Genomic DNA, 17,702 nt, shown 5'->3' on the forward strand with positions numbered 1-17,702 from the left:
TTGCCCGTGCATCGGAAACAGCGTGCGATCATAAGTGTGCGACGGGCGAACAATCGTGATCGGAAAATTCTCTTCACGATAAGCTTTGATTAAACGATCTTCACAAGCAATCTTTGCACGCGAATATGCCCAAAAAGGATTTCGGAGCGGGGTGGATTCCGTAACCGGCAGGGAGGCGGGTGGGGTTTGATAAACCGAGGCCGAGCTGATGAACACATATTGCGAGGTGCGTCCGCGAAACAACTCCAAATCCACTTCAATGTGATCCGGTGTAAAGGCAATCCACTCAACGACGGCATCAAACATCCTGCTGCCGAGGGCTTTTTGAACTGCATCTTTGTTGCGAATATCGCCGCGCAGAATTTCAACACCGGGCGGAACGCTGCGCCGGCTCTGGCCGCGATTCAGCAAACAAAGTTGCATACCGCGCTCAACGGCACGTTGCACGCACGCCGAGCTGATCGTACCGGTGCCGCCGATGAATAAAACGTTCAGGCTCATCGTTTCTCATTCATTATTGAGGGAATTCTCCCAAAACACAAGATTGCCCTGCCACAGCATTACCTGAGGCGGCTTAAGCCTTCCGGGGTACAGCTTCAGGCTCATCTTCCAGCTTGTCATACCAATTCTTCTTCAAAATAAAACTGGTGATGGCGATGACGATCAAGGCGTAAACAACGGACATTTTTTCTTGAATCACAAGGTAAATCGGCAGCGCCACCAGGCTGGTTTGCCAGATGATCCCGATGACGATGTTGAACATGTCGCGTTTGAAAGCTTTATTCGCCTTGAAATGCGGGTCCTCCGCTATCACCAAATCGTGCACCGGTTTCCAGAAACCCCAGGGGTGAACTTGTTTATAAAAACGCTTGAGCACTTCCATATCATCGGATTTGGTTGCAAAAGTAGCGGCAATACATCCCAACAACGACACGGCAAAAATAATCGGAAACTGGTAGATGACCGGAGAAATATCCACGACCATGGGCGTGATTAGCGAGGCAAGAATTCCGGTAACCATGCCCCAAAAATAACCATAGCCATTAAAACGCCACCAATACCATTTCAAGACATTGGCGGCGGTATAACCGCCCCACAACGCGTTCACAATCCATTGCGTCACAGAATCGATCGACTCAATCACATAGCCAAACAACGTGCCGATGGCGACGACGGCAAATGAACAAAGATAGCTCATTCTCACATAGGTTTTGTCATCGGCATTGGGATTGATAAAACGCTTGTAGATGTCATTGACCAGATAAGCAGGCGCGGCATTCACCGTGGCCGCAAAGGTGGACATAAACGCGGCCAGCAAGCCGGCCATGAGTACGCCCATCAATCCGATGGGCACGAAGTTGCCGATGGCATAAGGAAGAATCAACTCGAAATCGAGATTGTCTCCCATGCTTTTTAGTTGCGGGCTGAAGAAGACCAGGGCCAGCACGGACAAGCCTGCGATCATCATATAACGCGGAAAAAAAAGCACAATGGAAACCCAACTGCTCATCAGCGCCGCTTCCTTTGGGGATTTGGTGGCGAGCACGCGCTGCATATCGTAATTCGGCGCCGGGCCGGCCGCGCTCACGAGAAAACCCTTGAAAACCATCATGCCGAAAAAAATCGCAAACAGCGAGTAACCGTCTGCCGCGATTTTGGCATTGACGGAATCGAGAATGCCCGTCCAATCGAGATTCAAATTCCATCCAAAAAAAATATTCTTCCAACCGGCGGGAACCGCGGCCTGTAAAGCCTCCGGGCTGACCCGGTTGATGGCAATGACGCCGATGGCGATGGAAGCAACGGCCATGATGACGTATTGCGCAAGCTCGGTGAAGACCACGCTGAACATGCCGCCTTTGATTACATAGAGCGTCGTGATGCCGGTAAAGATCAGCGCATAAGCGTTGGGAGAAATATCCCACGGCAAAAACGAGGCAGCAAATTTTCCGATGCCGATAAACCCATACGCCATGAAACCGATGACACTGACCAGCGCAAATGTGACAATACTGATGTGGCTCAATTTTGCCCCCATGCCCGTACCAAATCTGGTTTCGAGCCATTCTGCGCCGGTCATCACGTTGGAACGCCGCAGCCAGAGAGAAAGATAAATCATCTGAAAGACTTGATTGAATACGGGCCACAGCCACGGCAGGAATACCCCCTTCAAGCCGTAAACAAATGTGACGTACACCAGCCACATCGTGCCTGTGATGTCAAACATGCCCGAGGCATTGGAGATGCCGAGAACATACCACGGGATGGTTTTTCCGCCCAAGAAATAGGAATCGATGTTCTTGGTGGCGCGTTTTGAAATCATGAAACCGATCATCACCATCGCCGCCATGTAGACGATAATGATGCTAATGTCGATCCAATGTAATTGCATATTCTCCCTTCCGGTTTATGCGCGCAAGGCAGACCGTGGTGTTGCGGCCACACGCCTCAGCAAGAAACAATTGGTGTGCGAATTCTTTCTTAGCCGATTCTGACGATTTGGCATTTGCTTGTGGCTAATTTTGCCTGGCGATAATGCTGTTCTTGCAACACAAAAATGCTAAGCTTGCCACTCACGACAACAATCCATTACGTTTTATGACTTCGGCATACCATTTTGCGGAAGCCTTGGGTAAGCGCTGGCCGCTGCGAAAATCGACATGATGTAATCCAAAACGCTTCGAATAACCTTCGCCCCACTCAAAATTATCCAGGAACGACCAGACAAAATAGCCTTTGAGTTTGACCTTGCCGGCGAGTGCTTCGTACGCAGCATTAAGATACTCTTCGAGAAAGGCAATACGTTGAAGGTCATTGACCTGGCCGTTTTCAATGACATCGGCGAGGGCGCAGCCGTTTTCCGTGACGTAGATATCGGGGGAATGGTAGCGTGCATCAATCCAGTGCAGCAGTTTGCGAAAGCCGAAGGGAACGATGTTCCATTCCATTTGAGTTTTCTTCCACGCCGGATCAGAGCTGAGCACAACCTCTTGATCTTCACTCAGCCCGGCGTTGTCAAGAACGGCGTTAGTGACTTTGGGCGCGGGGGCATGCGCGGCATACATCGTTGAGTAATGATTCAATCCAAAAAAATCCGTCGAACCTTTGAGCAAGTTTTTTTCATTATCATTAAACTGCGGCAATCGTTTGCCGAGACGCTCACGCATAACCGCAGGATAGTCTCCGAAATAAACCGGATCGGCAAACCAGCCGAGAAAAAACTCCACCGCGCGCTGCGCCGCCCGCTTGTCCGCCTCGCTGGCGGTCAGCGGTTCACGCCAGTCGCAGTTGTTGGTGATGGCAATCACGCCCCTCTGCTGCGCTTGAAATTGCGTGCGATATCTTTCCACCGCCAACGCGTGCGCGCGCAAGAGCGTATGGCCGGCAAGATAAGGTTCATCGCGCGAAACGCGGCCGGGCGCATGCACACCCAAGCCGTGGCCAAGCACCGCGCTGCACCACGGTTCATTCAATGTGAGCCAGTGTTTGACGCGGTCGCCGAACGCCTCGAAACAAATGGCCGCATAATCCGCAAAAAATTCTGCCAGTTTGGGATTCAGCCAGCCGTCGTATTCCATTTGCAGAGCCAATGGCAAATCCCAATGATAAAGCGTGATCCAGGGCGTGATGTGATGCGCCAATAGGGCATCGATCAAATCAGAATAAAAGCGCAGGCCTTTGAAATTGGGTTTGCCGCGGCCATCGGGTTGAATCCGCGGCCAGGAGAGAGAAAAGCGGTAAGCCTTCAGGCCGATATCGGCCATCAACTTGACATCCTCAGCGAAACGATAGTAATGATCGCATGCAAAGTCTCCGGTGTCGTTGTTTTTGATTTTTCCCGGAATGTGGCAGAAGGCGTCCCAAATCGACAACCCCTTGCCGCCCTCGAGCCAGGCGCCTTCAATCTGATAGCTCGAGGTGGCCGCGCCCCAGACAAAATCGGCTGGAAATTCTTTCATCGTAATTGCTCGTAATGTCCAATAGAGAATTTCGTGTATGTCCCAAATGGAATTTTTGCAGTAAAACTGATCACCAGAAAATTCTGTCGAAAAACAGATAAACCGTTAGCATCACCTCAGGCTGAAGTTGAATTGCTTTTGATATGGTCGATCAGTTCATCAACTTGCGCAAAAGCGATTGCCGTGTACGTATCCGCCGCGCCGTAATAGATTGCTATCCGGCCGGTATCCGCGTCGCAAAGGGTCGCGCAGGGGAACACCACATTGGGAACAAATCCCACGAGTTCATATTGCTTTTCAGGCGTGAGCAGATAATCATTCGTGCGATAGAGTACTTTATGCGGCTCGTCCAAATCGAGCAACGCGCCACCCATGCTGTAGACGAAACCGTTGCACGTAGTGACCACGCCGTGATACAGCAATAGCCAGCCTTCTTTGGTTTCAATCGGCACCGGACCGGCGCCGATTTTCGTTCCCTGCCACCAATTCTTTCCGCCGCTCGCCATGACGTGCCGGTGTTTGCCCCAATACGTCAAATCCGGACTGTAACTCAAAACGATATCACCGAAGGGCGTGTGGCCGCTATCGCTGGGCCGGCTTAACATGGCATAAAGTCCTTTGATTTTCCGCGGAAACAAAACGCCGTTACGATTGAACGGCATGGTGGCATTTTCCAACCGTGTGAACGTTTTGAAATCTTTTGTCATTCCCAAGCCGATGGAAGGCCCGGGAAAATCGTCGCACCAGGTAATATAGTAATTATCTTCCAATTTCAACAAACGAGGATCATAGGCATAACTGGTCGGCGCCGGCCGGCCTTTTTCATCAACCCATGAAATACCCTCCGGTTCTATTTTCCAGTTGATCGCATCTTCACTTCGCCCAAAAAACAATGAGGGCCGGCTGTTCTTTTGATCAATTCGAAAAACACCGACAAAAGCGCCTTGATAAGGAAGTACCGCGCTATTAAACGCGCGCGCGCCTCGCGGTATGGGATTCCAATCAATTATCGGATTCTTGCTGTAACGCCATACCACTTCGTGCAGACCCGCGGGTTTATCTTCCCACGGAATGCCGGGTAAGCTCGCGCCTATTATCATTTTGCTCATACATGTCACCCTTTGTGTTGAGGATCAGTTAAAAAGTTCTGGCACAGCGGCTTCTTCATGTGCAGCTCTTGCGATCTTTGCCGGGCGTTCTTGCTTTTTCCATGGCCGGACTCATGAGTTGAAACCATCGATTCGCCGCCTGGCAACAGTCTTTCGTGAACGGCAAAGCAACTTTTTGAAGCAACGAACCTTGCGCAGTAAAACGGGCGGTTAATTCGAGACTATTTATTTGCCGGAGTCAACGTCAGCAATTTTACCTCATGCGAGGCAAGCTGACTGACAAATGATTTATTCGTCTTACCCAAATTTTTTCTGGCCCACAAATCGCGAATGGCAAACTGGGTTTGACTAAAATTAATTTCCCGCTTGGCAAAGGAGTCAACGATGGCGTGTTCTTTCCACAAGAAATTGATCGTCTTTACTGCCGAGCCGCGGTTCAAAAAACACACGGCCCATTCTCCTGCGGATAGCGGTTTAAACCAAATCTCAAGGCTGTCCTGTGCGGAGTATTGAAATCCCTGAATGCCAAGAGAGTCTTGATTGACTGCAATCACTTCCCGGTTGGTGAGAATCTCCACCGTTTCTTTTGACATGTTTCTCAAATCGTTTCCGGCCATCAAGGGCGCGGCCAGCATGCTCCACATGGAAAAATGCGCGCGATCTTCGCTGACTGACATGCCGTTGCCAACCTCCATCATGTCGGGATCATTCCAATGATCCGGGCCGGCATGCACGCGCAGGCCTTTTTGCATATCGAGAATGTAGGTGACGCCCCAGGATTTCCAGGTGCCGTGATCAACGACGCAATCAAAGCAGTTGGTAATGTCGCCGGTGGTGCGCCAGAGATGGCCGATATTTTTTCCCCATTCCCACGGCTTGTTGCTGCCCCATTCGCAGAGGCTAAAAACCACGGGGCGGCCGGCGGCATACAGCGCATTGCGCATGGTCAAGTATGCGCCTTCGGCATTCAGCCCTTCAGTGTTGCACCAATCGTATTTCAAATAATCCACGCCCCACCTGGCATATTGCATGGCATCCTGATATTCATAACCGCGGCTGCCCGGCCGTCCGCCGCACGTCTTCCATCCTGCATCGGAATAAATGCCGAATTTCAGACCCCTGGCATGAATGTAATCCGCCAGCGCTTTCATACCGGAGGGAAACCGCTCCGGATGCGGCTGAATGAACCCGAGACTATCGCGCTCTCCGTGCCAGCAATCATCAATCACGATATATTCATAGCCGGCCGCTTTCATGCCGCTGCTCACCATGGCATCCGCGGTTTCGCGAATCAGTTGTTCATTCACCTCACAAGCAAATTTGTTCCAACTGTTCCAGCCCATGGGCGGCGTCAAGGCCAGGCCCTCGAATTTCTGTGCAAAAGCCGGCAGCGCCGCGAGCAAAATGATCAATACAATCAAGTTTCTCATTGCACGGTTTTCCTGTTACATTGTCACTTTGATTAATTCATCTATCTTCACACTGTCATCCCGCAGGGACCTTGCGAGGTACTCGGCCTCAGGCCTGGTACTTCAAAAGATCCTTGCTGGATGGCACAGTCAACCGCATGAATCATTCAAGGTAATGGTACACTAACGTCGGGATAACAAATCATTTGCTTCAATGGCAGTGATCAACTGTTGCGCAATTTTTTCATGCGAGGCCACATTGGGATGTCCGTTCGCCACATATCCATCCTGAAAATAATCGAACTGCGCAAAATAAATATCGCGCTTGCCAGACTTACGCTCATCATTCACAACTTGCTGGGCGTTCTCACGCATCCACGCAACATGCGCCGCTACCGCAAGAATTTTCACGCCGGGATAAGCGCGGCGAATCGTTGCCAAAAATTCATGATACCGTTTGCGATAAAGCGTGGAATTTTCCCCGGAAACGTTGCCAGCCTGGTCTTTCAATCCGGAATAATCATTCAATCCCAGGCAAATCACTACCAGCTCCGGCGCCCATCGTTGAAAATCCCATTTGGGTTCAGGCGCGTCCATCAAGGCGCGATCGAAACGATCGGGCATGTTCAGCGTATGATCTCCTGACCAATCCGTAACCATTCCGATGCCGGAACGCGCGGTGATGTGATACTGTGCGTTAAAGTGCCGGGCGACGATCACGGCAAATCCCTTGTCCAGATTGGTAACCGGAAAGGTTTCTTCCCAGGGCATGCTCAATACCGTCGCTTCGTTGCCTTCCGCAACGGTGAACGAATCTCCGATGAATTCAATCTTGTGCGTCTTCATTGCGGACGCCGGCGGGAGAAGCTGCGCGCCCTCATCGAGTAAAAAGCCGGAGAACGAATAAATTTTATTCTGGGCGCAGTTACGCTTCGTCAACAATACCGTGTGTTTTCCAGCTTTTAAACCATCAACAAGGAGGTAATCGGATTCTTCCGCCGCAGTGCCGTGAAAAATGTGATGCAACGTCCCGTCGAGATAAACATTGTAGTAATTCCCGTTATCGGCCATGCGCACACCAATGCTGGTTCCGCTGAATTCCGCATAAAGCGCGACGCCCGGCCAGGAGTGCTTCGCATGCAAGGAATCCGACAAATCCCACCTGCCCCAATATTGAATGTGGGGATGATTGGCCGGAACGAATTTCGTGGCAAGCGCCGCGGAATGAGAGGCAATAAACGGAAACAAAGCTGTAAAGAGGAAGGCGCGGGGACATGCCTTGATGAAATTGCCTATGGTTTTCATTCTGCCGTTCCTCGCCGTTCATTTAATTCCATGGCGATGCGCCGCATCGTGCTTTCATCCAATTTGTAAAACAGAATCAATGCAATTGCCACGCACCCCGCTGCCGCCGGAATAATGCTCATCAGCGCTTTCAACCCCGACAGCACCTCGGGATTTTGCGCCAGGTTTGCCTGAAATCCAAACGCCGACAACAACGTGCCCGCGAGGAATGCGCCGATGGCCCAGCCAAATTTTTGTGACATCGTCGATGCGGAAAAAACCAGACCTGTAGCTCTTCTGCCGGTTTTCCATTCTGAATAATCCGCGGCATCCGCATACATGGCCCAAATGAGCGGCGATAAAGGTCCGCCGGCAAACGAGCCAATCGCCTGAAAGATAAACATTAAAATCACCTCTTCAGGTTTCAATAGAAAGAATATTGCAGTAGACACCGCCGCCGTTGCAAACAGAATGAGGAAGGCCCGTTTCTTGCCGATCTTTTTGGCAAAAAAGTTCGTAAAGATGACGCCGATGATTGCCAGCCATTGCCCGATGGCATTGAATGCCGAGGTAAGCGCGACAAAACCATACGTATGCGTCTTGCCGAAAATCGTCACTTCTTGATCGCCGACATAGTATTTGAAATAATGCGCCGTCACGCTCATGCGGGTGGCGACGAAGAGAATCATCAACAGCGTGGTAAAGAGCAAGAGTATCCAGGGTTTGTTGGCGACAAGATCTTTTAAGTCTTGCGCGATCGACGCTTTTTGCGCTTTGGGCGGCTGGACGCGCTCGCGCGTCGAGATAAACGTGATAAAAAAGAAAATGATGGCGGCGAGGCCGAATACCGTCATCGTCAACTGCCAGCCGCACGCCTCGTTGCCGGCTCCGAAAAAAACCGTAAGGGGCAGCGCAAAAGCCGATACGATCGTGCCGCTGAGATAAGCAAAAATGTATTTGTACGAAGAGACACTCGTGCGCTCGATGGGATCCGGCGTGATAACGCCCAACAGCGAGGAATACGGAATATTGATGGCGGTATACAACATCATCAACAAAATAAAAGTAATGTAAGCATAGATCAATTTGCCGGAGGCGCTGAGATCGGGCGTCGTGAACGTTAGTACGCCAACGATAGCCAGCGGAACAGCAAACCATAGCAGATAAGGCCGGAACTTTCCCCAGCGCGTGTTGGTGCGGTCGGCAATGATGCCCATCATCGGATCATTGACGCCATCCCACAAGCGACTCACTAAAATCATTGTCCCGGCCGCGGCTGCGGTAATGCCAAAGACGTCTGTGTAAAAATAGAGCAGATAGGCCGAGATCGTTTGCCAGTACAGCACCGAGGCCAAATCGCCAAAACCATATCCGGCCTTTTCTTTGATTGTGAGTTTCTGCGTTGTCGTGTTCATAAGGTTTTTTGCTTCTTCGCGGAGCAATCGCCCTTCCTTTGGGCAAAATTGTTCCATCGCAAAATGATCTCCTGTAAACTTGAAGCCTAGCCGGCTCTATCATTTTACTGGCTTGGGATTGAGCTGCATCATCTTCTCTTTGAAAAAACGGCCTTGTTGTGTCGGTTCAAAATTCCAATTCTCGATCAATTGCGGCGACCAGGAAGGATCAAACACCCACGCGGTCCAGGAGATGCCTTTTTTGTTGAAGTAGTTGATGATGGCTTCGCCGTAGGTTTCATCGCCAATCACCGGAATATGCGCGCCGCGCCCGCCGGCGCTCATGAAGCTGAACTCGGTGGCCATGAGCGGATATCTGTCCGCGACAAATCCCCAACTCTCCTCCCATTTTCCTTCCCAGGGCGCTTCACGTTTTTGCGGATAAGGATGCGTGACATACGCGATGCCGGGGTAAGCAATCGGATCTTCTCTCACAAAACTGAGATCATAAGCCCAATCAAGTCCGCCGACCAACGGAATTACGGTTTTATCGTGCGCATAGATGATTGCAATAATTTCTTCCATCAACTCCTTGTGCTGTTCCCAGGTCAGCTTGCCGAGCGTGTCGTTGAAACGCGTGGCCTCATTGAATACTTCATAGAATGCCGTCACGGGATTGCCGGCATATCTTGCGGCAATGGTTTTCCAGAAGCGAAAAGTTTCGGTTTTGGTGGTATTGTACATGGGATGTTGAAATAATTCCGTGCGCAGGTTGCCGATGGAATGCCAATCGATGATCACATACATCTCCAACTCGCCGGCCCAGGCCACACCCTGATCCAACAATTTGAGATACTCTTCTTCACCGCGCTCACGCCAGGCGGCCGGATGCACGGGAAATCGCACGATATTGGCATTCCACTTCCGCGCCGCTTCAAAGTAGGTTTTGTTCCACTGCCCAGCTTTTTCCAGGCGATCAGGGTCAGAAAATGATACGCCGCGAAAAATGATTTCTTTGCCGCTCTCATCAACAAAGTGATTTCCCTCCACGCGAATGAACGGCAGTTTCTGCTGCTTAGACTGACTCAGCGACGGAACAACGGCAAGAAAAATTGAAATCCCCAATGACGCTAATACACACCGCAGAATATTTTTCATAAGCTCCTTCCCTATCCATATCTACTGATGTTTTGCGCGCTGCTTAATCAACTCATGCTCGGATTTCAACATTTTAATGCAATTCATTAACGCGCGTGATTCATGATAATTGACCTTCCAATCAGAGCCTTTGGCGCTTTTTACCATTTCCGGGCTTTTGTCCAGGCCTTCTTTGTACCAGCCGCCATGCTCATGATCAATGAGATAGCGCTTCATGTACTCCCACTGTTTCTTGAAGGCCTGCTCGTACTTCTTTTCCCGGGGGAACAGCTTGGACATCAACAGCAGAGAGTTTAGCCCTTCGGCCTGCACCCACCATTCTTTGATTTCGTTGATGATGGTGATGGTGTCAGCGCCGGCGAAGTAATATCCCTGATAAAAAAATCCGCCGTTGTCGTTATCCCAACCATTAGCCAGCGCATGATCAACCATGCGCTTGGCAACGCGCAAGGTTTTGTCATCCGCTTCGAGACCCAAAACATGCGAGGCTTCCAGCATCAAATAAGCGGTTTCGACATCATGGCCGAAGGAAACATGATCGAAATAGTAATTCTTTTTCCGCACGGCGTCAGAAGAATCACGGAAGGAAACCGGCGTCCAATCCCGCTGTAAATACAGCGTTAGATGGCCTTTTTCAGTGGTGATGGTGTCGCGAATCAGAACCAACATTTCGAGCACACGTTCGCGCAGCAGGCTGTCCGGCCAGACGTTATACAATCCGGTGAAGGCTTCCAACAAATGGATGGAGGAATTCTGATCTTTCCAACTCGAGATGAGTAACTTACGCGCGTTCAGGTTTGCGTCACTTTGGCTGAGCCAAAGCCCCTCGCGCGTCAAGCGGTCAACATAGCCGCGATGCAACGGATCGCGGCTGTGCCGGTCGAGCCAGTGAAATGTTTTTTGGGCAAGATACAACGCCGAGGTATCGCCGGACATGGCATAGTAACTTGCGAGCGCATAGATGGCAAAGGCATTGCCATAAGCGGCCTTGCCTCCATCATCCGCGCCGGACATGGCCTCGCCCTGCCGGTTGCGCAGCCAGTAAAAGCCGCCATAAGTGGTATCCCACATTTTATCTTTCAAAAAACGAAGGCCGTGCTGCGCAATGCGGCGATAGCGATCGTCATTGAAAAACATGGCCGATTGCGAAGCGGTCCACACGTGGCGGCTTTGGGTCACGATCATTTTGTTTTGGCGGCCCGCGGGTTGCCAATCAAATGAGAAGTCGCTGAGAAAACCGCCGTGCAGCGTGTCGATAGCAATAGGATACCAAGCATGCAACAACTCGATGCGCAGCGATTTTTCGATTTCTTCCCGAATTCTCCGATGTTCGTCCGACGTTGAGGGGCAACTCCATGCAGAAGCCGCGAGCATCAACAAAAGGCCTGGCATGATGAGGCCGTTGATCCGGCTCCGCTTCAGCAATGTTCTCCTCTCCACTTTGAACATGCGCTTATGGCTCTTTCACCAAAATCATTCCATTGGTTCGGATCAATGCCTGTCTTTGCAGACCCGCTTCGATCATTTCAGCGTATTGCGCCTGCGCTTTTTCCAAGGCCATTGCGCCCTTCAACACCTCATCCAACGTGCCGTCGGCGTTGCGGTCGACAAACACATTGAGCAGCGGTGTAACCATCTGGCGCGCGCCGGTAATTTTAAACTCATTGAACGGCTGGCCGTTCGTGCGTTGAAAGCTAATGATTTCCAGGCGCAGATCGTTGCTTTCGTGCTGATAGCGCTTGGCGGTTGGCATGCGAAGCTGCAATTTGTTTTCTTTGCTCAACTCGTTCAAACCATACTCGTAAATCGCTTGCGCTTCCTCCAGGCTTGCTTCTCCCAGCAAAATGCAGTCCAGGATGCGATCCTGATCGAAATCAACCGCCATGAATTCCGCCCCGATCAGCTCATTATAAAATTTGGATTCACCTTCGGAGGTGATCGAACGGAGGCGATAGTTCTCACCATCAAGCTTAAAGCGATACTGCGAGGCTTTAACCCGGAGTTCTTCGCGCGCGCACGCGCAAAGCAGAAGACTGCTCAAAATGATTCCGACACAAAGGCGGGATCGCCCCGCGCGGCGGCCGGCAAAAAAAAACGGATATCCCATAGTACTTCTCCTTTCGTTAGCATCCGGCCGCGAATCTTTAAAATTGAAGTGAATCTCATATGGCCGGAGCATAGAACACAACTTGCCATGTGCTGCACTTTCTATGATAACATGAGGTTGATTGGACTCTTCATTTGAGATAAAGCATTTTGCCAACTTCGCTGCCAGCATAAGCATCGTTCCTGGTCAGGCGATAAAAATAAATTCCAGAACTTACGGGATTGGCGTCATGATCAACGCCGTTCCAGCGAATGATTTTTTCTCCATTCGAGGAAAAGGATTCCTGCTGTTTATGTATTATTTTTCCCTGAGCGTTCATGATCGTTATTTCAACCATGCCGGGAGCATACATCTCAAAACGAATTTGTGTCGCGCCATTAAAAGGATTGGGATAATTGCCCAACAAACGCATCCCACTCGGGCGTGTCCGCGGCGTTGTTTCATTGGTTACTCTCTGGCCGGACGAGACGGTGACTACGCCGTTTTTTTCTTTGAGAGTAAGAGTTTGATTCACCGCTACCGCGCCGATTTCTTCGGTGAAACCGCCCGGCCATTTTACAAGAATGCGTTCGACGCTTTGCGCCTCGTGCAAACCGAAATGCAAGGGCTGAATGCTCTGTGTGAGAAAATGTGCGCCATGATAGTACTTTTTATAGGACACGCCGTTCGTCCACACCTCCACTTCAGCTCCCAGCGCATCGCGGTTCGACTCCGTCCCCTCCAGCTTCACGCGCAGCCAGTTGCCTGTTGTCGCGGTATTTTCATATAAAAAAGGTGCCTCAAAAAAATTGGAGACAAGCAAATCTAGGTCGCCGTCATTGTCATAATCGAAAACCGCCGCGCTCCGCGCTACCGTACTGTCTGCCACGCCGGCTTCATGCGCAACATTCGCAAATCTAAAATCGCCTTCTTCGGATTCATTGCGAAAAAATTCATTGGGAAATTCCGGCGTAAAATTGCCGGTGGCCACGAATAAATCTTCATCGCCGTCATTTTCGCAATCGAAAAACGCTGCGCCCCAACCCCAGCCCGCCTGCGAGACGCCCGCCTGCACCGCATAGTTATAAAAGCGGCCCTGTCCAGTGTTGAGAAAGAGCGGATTGGTTTCTTGATCAAAGCCTGCTTCTGTGATGTTGGTGAGATAAATATCAAAATAGCCGTTTCCGTCGCAATCCGTAACGGCCAGACCCATGCCGTGATAGGGATCTTCCAGGCCATAATCGGCGGTTTTCTCCTGAAATGTTTTGTCGCCGTTGTTCAAATAAAATTTATTAGGGCCGAAATCATTGGCGAGATAGAGATCCAGATGGCCGTCATGATTGGCGTCGAGGGCAACGCTAGTCCAGGTTATGCCTTTGTCGGCGGCGCCGTTGGCGCTTGACACATCGACAAATTCACCATTTCCGGAATTTTCGTACAGCTTGTTGCTTCGATCGGCGGAGGTCGAAAAGAATTCACCGTAAATCGAGATATACAAATCCAGATCGCCGTCGTTGTCATAATCAAACCACAGCGCGCTGCTGCTCAATTGATTGCGGCGGGTGGTAATGCCGGATTGCGCAGTTACATCTGTGAATGTGCCATTGCCATTATTATGAAAAAGCTGAATGGGACCATAATGAGTTAAGAAAAGATCCGGCCAGCCGTCGTTATCGTAGTCACCCCAGGCGGCACCCATTTTATTACCCATGCCCGTAGGGTTTTGCGTTGCATTTGCGTTGCGCCCGGCAACACCCGCTTGCGCGGTAACATCAAGAAACGTTCCGTTTCCCTGGTTGGCAAACAAGCGATTCCACGTGCTCGGATCATTGGCCTGATAAATGCCGGGGTTGACAAAGTAAACATCCACGTCGCCATCGCGATCATAATCAGCCAAGGCTGCGCCATTTGAGCGGGTAACGGAGGCAAAACCCGCCTCCTGTGTTCGCCGCACAAATTTTTGGGCAAAACTTGTTTCCGGCGCACCAGACACAAATAATAGACTCATCAACAATCCCAGCCCGCGGCGCATGCCGGCGGAATGACTGCGGGCAAAATCCAAATTGTTCACGAGGCATGCTCCCAACATAAAAAACAGGGCAGCCAGCACGTACGTTTTTGCCATGCCGGCCGCCCTGTGTCATTCACTCCGGTGTGGCGACGCTTATTTGACCAAGATCATGCGCTTTTGCAGCATGTAATCATCCGCCTCCAGGCGATAGAAATAAACGCCTGACGTGAGTTTCTTGGCATCGAATTGTACCACGTGCGTCCCCGCGCTCAACCGGCTGTTCACGAGAGTCGCCACGTTCTGGCCCAGCACGTTATACACCGTTAACCTGACGTGCGTAGGCTTGCCGACGGAGAAGTTGATGCTTGTGGTCGGGTTGAACGGATTCGGATAGTTCTGCGACAAGAAGTAACCATCCGGCAATTCGCTACGATCGGCAACCGAGGTGGGAACAAAGGCAATCACTTGCAGATAATCCACCGTGACGCCGCCCGCCGCCGAAGACAATGTAATCGTATGATTACCGGCACTCATCGTGAATTGATCGGAAAAGACATCCGAAGTATCGGCAAAAGAAACATTGGGAACGACAACCGCACCATCAACGGCGAGCTCTCCGCTCGCGGTTCCGCTGGCGGCATAAAACACGCGCATCATGTAGCGGCCATTGTAGGGCGCATCGACATTGAGTGAAATGCTGCCACCGGCCGCTAGTGTAACCGACTTGAAGCCGCTGGGGGCCCAAGCCACCGGCGTGCCAATGGGATCTTCAGCATGGGGAATCACGCCTTCCGCTTCCGCATCAGGCGCCGTCAGATTGATGGTGTTTCCTCCAACAATGACTTGAATGCTGCTGAAATTCTGATAACCCCATGAGGGTTCGATGCGGATGGTATTGGTGCCCGCGGACAGATTGAGATAATCCGCACCCGCAATAAGCCCGGCCTGCGTGATGCGCGAATCGAACCATTGGTTCGTGGGATCACCCAGACTTCCGGACCAGAAATACTCGCCATAATTCGAGTTGTTTCGAATCGTGGGGTTGCCGTTGATGATGATGCGCTGGCCTCTGTCACTATTGCCGCGCAGATGCGTGTGAACGACCAGCTCGGCGACGCCGGCAGTCGGCACATCGAAAGTCCATTGAATGAAACCGCCGCCGTCCATTTGATAATAGGTGAACCCTTGCACGGTCGTTACCGTTGCGCCGTTGCCGATCGTCACATCTTCCGCTTCCTGCGTCGTGACAATGTCAAGCACAGGCGCGGAAGCCAGGTCTTCGATGGCGGCAACATACTGGGCTTTGTTGGCTTCGAATGTGGCCTTTGCCGCCGGGTACCAATTGAGATCGCCCAGCGGCAAACCATCGGTGCTGGCCGTCTGGAATTGCGTGTTGGAATACGTGAAATTCTCCGGCAGCGGCCAAATGCTGTTTACAAAGCTCGTTTCATCCCGGCCTTCATCCCAGAAATAGCGCGTCGCCGGGATGATTTGGGGATTCGCAAAAAGCTCTGAGATGTGCTTTGTCATGCTGTCGAGCAGGGCATCCGAGATATAGGTTGTCAGATTCGGATTACCCTCGATGTTATTCTGGATGACCATGGCATCCCATGCGTCAAACCAGCCCTGCGTCGTGTCGCTGACCAACGGTTGCGGCCGGATGGGAGGCACCTGAGCGGCATCGAATGCATCAAAACGCGGATCACGCCAGTAGCCATTGTTGGCCAGCACGATTTCACGGTCGAAGTTGGTGCCGAAGCGCGCCGGCAAAGCGCCGATGCCGAAGAAACCGGTGTAGGGATCAACGCGGTTCGGGTCGGTGTATTGCGCTTCGCTTTCACCGTGCCAGAAATAGTTCACGAACAAATTGTTTGTCACGTAGCACTGTTTCCAGATGTTGCCCGCCTGGAAGGAACGCCCGATGTTGACCAGCGTGTTGTGGTTAAAGCGCAGATAATTCACCGGCACGGCTTCAGACTGGAACGGCGTGAAACCGATGTTGAAAAAGGTGTTGTTCTCAATCACAACTGTGTCCGCGCCGACTTCAAAGCGGACGCCCAGGCCTTCCCAGATTTGGGTGGGGCCGAAAATGTTGCGGAACTTACAGTTCGTAATATAGAAGTTGTTGTTGGGGCCGTCCGGACCGAGATGATGCCAGTCGTTGCGGTCGAAAATCACGTTATCGAAGACGTAACGCTTGCCGTCGCCCAACAGCTTGATCGGCTCATAGGTCGACAACACCCCCTGATCAGTTTGGCCCATGACCCAAACATTTCTCAACGTGAGATCATGTAAACTTTCAAACATAGTGCCATCCGGACCGGTACCGTCGTCCCGAACGACTCGCTGAATGATAGCCGGTCCGAAATCGGTTTGTCCGGGTGCGGCCTCGGCTTCACCTTCAATCGTGAGGGGAAAATCCGCATTTTGAATGCGATCGGTGATCCAATAAAATCCGCCGCGCTTGAGCACATAAACGCGGTCTGCGGGCCGGCCGGTATCGTTGGCGATCGCATCGCGCAGGGCATTCTTAATCGGAACATCGGAACCGGGAGCGGTTTCCCATTCGACAACCAGCGGGCTTTGCGCGCCCGCTTGCGGCGCTGCTCCCAAGAGGACTCCCAAACCGAGAGCCAACAGGATGAATCCGTACCTCAGCTTCATCTTAAGCCTCCAATCGCGTAATGATGGTTGGGTTGATTAGGAACGACGTTTAAATAACTTTCCCATATCTCAAACCACTGATAAACGCGAAGAAACGCGAATTTTAAAATTAGCGCACATTCGCGTCTATTAGCGGTTTTCGAGAAATGAGCAGGTTATTTAAATGGCAATCCTTAAGTGGTTTGATAAACGTCTAAAGCCGATAGCGGGCGCCGATATCCATGGTAAAGCCATAATACTCGATATACGACGGGTTAAAGGTCGACGACCCGCGGTAGTTTTGATCAGATCTGTTGTTAATGTTGTTAAAATTGGCAAATAACTCAATGTCTCCGGTCAGCCGTTGCTTGAGAGTGATGTCGAAACGTCCATAGGCGGATGAAAACGTGTCAAACAGAGGATTAATCGGATCGACATAGGTGCTGATATCCGTTTGATACAGATAAGAGAACCTGGCCGAAAAGCCCTTGTAATCGTAGCCCAGCGTCAGGTTGGCAATGTGCGAGGGTTGATCCGGCATGCGGCCCACTCTTAGAGTGTCTTTGACGGTCTGCCAGTATGTTCTGGGGCGCTGCGTCCGAATGGAATCGCTGTTAACCGTGCGAAAACCCTGGTATTTTGTTTCCGA

13 protein-coding genes are annotated in these 17,702 nt (G+C 51.2%); all 13 read right to left on the bottom strand.

What is annotated here, in order from left to right:
• Nucleotides 1–501, bottom strand: a 501-nt coding sequence (locus tag FBQ85_12285; GenBank protein MDL1875933.1) for an NAD-dependent epimerase/dehydratase family protein, incomplete at its 3' end; no start/stop codon positions are given.
• A gap of 73 nt (nt 502–574) precedes the next feature.
• Nucleotides 575–2,392, bottom strand: coding sequence for a sodium:solute symporter (locus FBQ85_12290; GenBank protein ID MDL1875934.1), 1,818 nt, complete (start codon nt 2,390–2,392; stop codon nt 575–577).
• Nucleotides 2,393–2,573: 181 nt separating this feature from the next.
• The gene (locus FBQ85_12295) at nt 2,574–3,959 is read right to left on the bottom strand and encodes a beta-glucosidase (protein ID MDL1875935.1); all 1,386 of its coding nucleotides are present in this window, start codon (nt 3,957–3,959) and stop codon (nt 2,574–2,576) included.
• A gap of 116 nt (nt 3,960–4,075) precedes the next feature.
• On the bottom strand, nt 4,076–5,068 hold the full coding sequence (locus FBQ85_12300; GenBank protein ID MDL1875936.1) for a glycosylase: 993 nt from the start codon (nt 5,066–5,068) through the stop codon (nt 4,076–4,078).
• Between the two features lie 221 nt (nt 5,069–5,289).
• The gene (locus FBQ85_12305; GenBank protein MDL1875937.1) at nt 5,290–6,498 is read right to left on the bottom strand and encodes a glycoside hydrolase family 27 protein; all 1,209 of its coding nucleotides are present in this window, start codon (nt 6,496–6,498) and stop codon (nt 5,290–5,292) included.
• A gap of 162 nt (nt 6,499–6,660) precedes the next feature.
• A complete protein-coding gene (locus tag FBQ85_12310) occupies nt 6,661–7,782 on the bottom strand; it encodes a hypothetical protein (protein MDL1875938.1) in 1,122 nt (373 codons plus the stop codon).
• Nucleotides 7,779–9,176 (bottom strand): MFS transporter, encoded by a 1,398-nt coding sequence (locus tag FBQ85_12315; protein MDL1875939.1) that lies wholly within the window; start codon nt 9,174–9,176, stop codon nt 7,779–7,781. The genes FBQ85_12310 and FBQ85_12315 overlap by 4 nt, the downstream gene beginning before the upstream one ends.
• A gap of 99 nt (nt 9,177–9,275) precedes the next feature.
• Nucleotides 9,276–10,313 carry a glycoside hydrolase family 5 protein gene (locus tag FBQ85_12320; protein ID MDL1875940.1) on the bottom strand — a complete coding sequence of 346 codons (1,038 nt, stop codon included), beginning with the start codon at nt 10,311–10,313 and terminating at the stop codon, nt 9,276–9,278.
• Nucleotides 10,314–10,334: 21 nt separating this feature from the next.
• Entirely contained in the window at nt 10,335–11,687 is a 1,353-nt protein-coding gene (locus tag FBQ85_12325) for an N-acylglucosamine 2-epimerase (protein ID MDL1875941.1), read from the bottom strand.
• Nucleotides 11,688–11,766: 79 nt separating this feature from the next.
• The gene (locus FBQ85_12330; protein ID MDL1875942.1) at nt 11,767–12,420 is read right to left on the bottom strand and encodes a hypothetical protein; all 654 of its coding nucleotides are present in this window, start codon (nt 12,418–12,420) and stop codon (nt 11,767–11,769) included.
• Nucleotides 12,421–12,550: 130 nt separating this feature from the next.
• Nucleotides 12,551–14,524 (bottom strand): T9SS type A sorting domain-containing protein, encoded by a 1,974-nt coding sequence (locus tag FBQ85_12335; protein MDL1875943.1) that lies wholly within the window; start codon nt 14,522–14,524, stop codon nt 12,551–12,553.
• 39 nt (nt 14,525–14,563) lie between these two features.
• Nucleotides 14,564–14,944, bottom strand: a complete 381-nt coding sequence (locus FBQ85_12340) for a T9SS type A sorting domain-containing protein (protein ID MDL1875944.1) — start codon at nt 14,942–14,944, stop codon at nt 14,564–14,566.
• Between the two features lie 2,323 nt (nt 14,945–17,267).
• Nucleotides 17,268–17,594 carry a hypothetical protein gene (locus tag FBQ85_12345; protein ID MDL1875945.1) on the bottom strand — a complete coding sequence of 109 codons (327 nt, stop codon included), beginning with the start codon at nt 17,592–17,594 and terminating at the stop codon, nt 17,268–17,270.
• Nucleotides 17,595–17,702 lie beyond the last annotated feature (108 nt).

This window comes from Cytophagia bacterium CHB2, assembly GCA_030263535.1.
Classification (GTDB): domain Bacteria; phylum Zhuqueibacterota; class Zhuqueibacteria; order Zhuqueibacterales; family Zhuqueibacteraceae; genus Coneutiohabitans.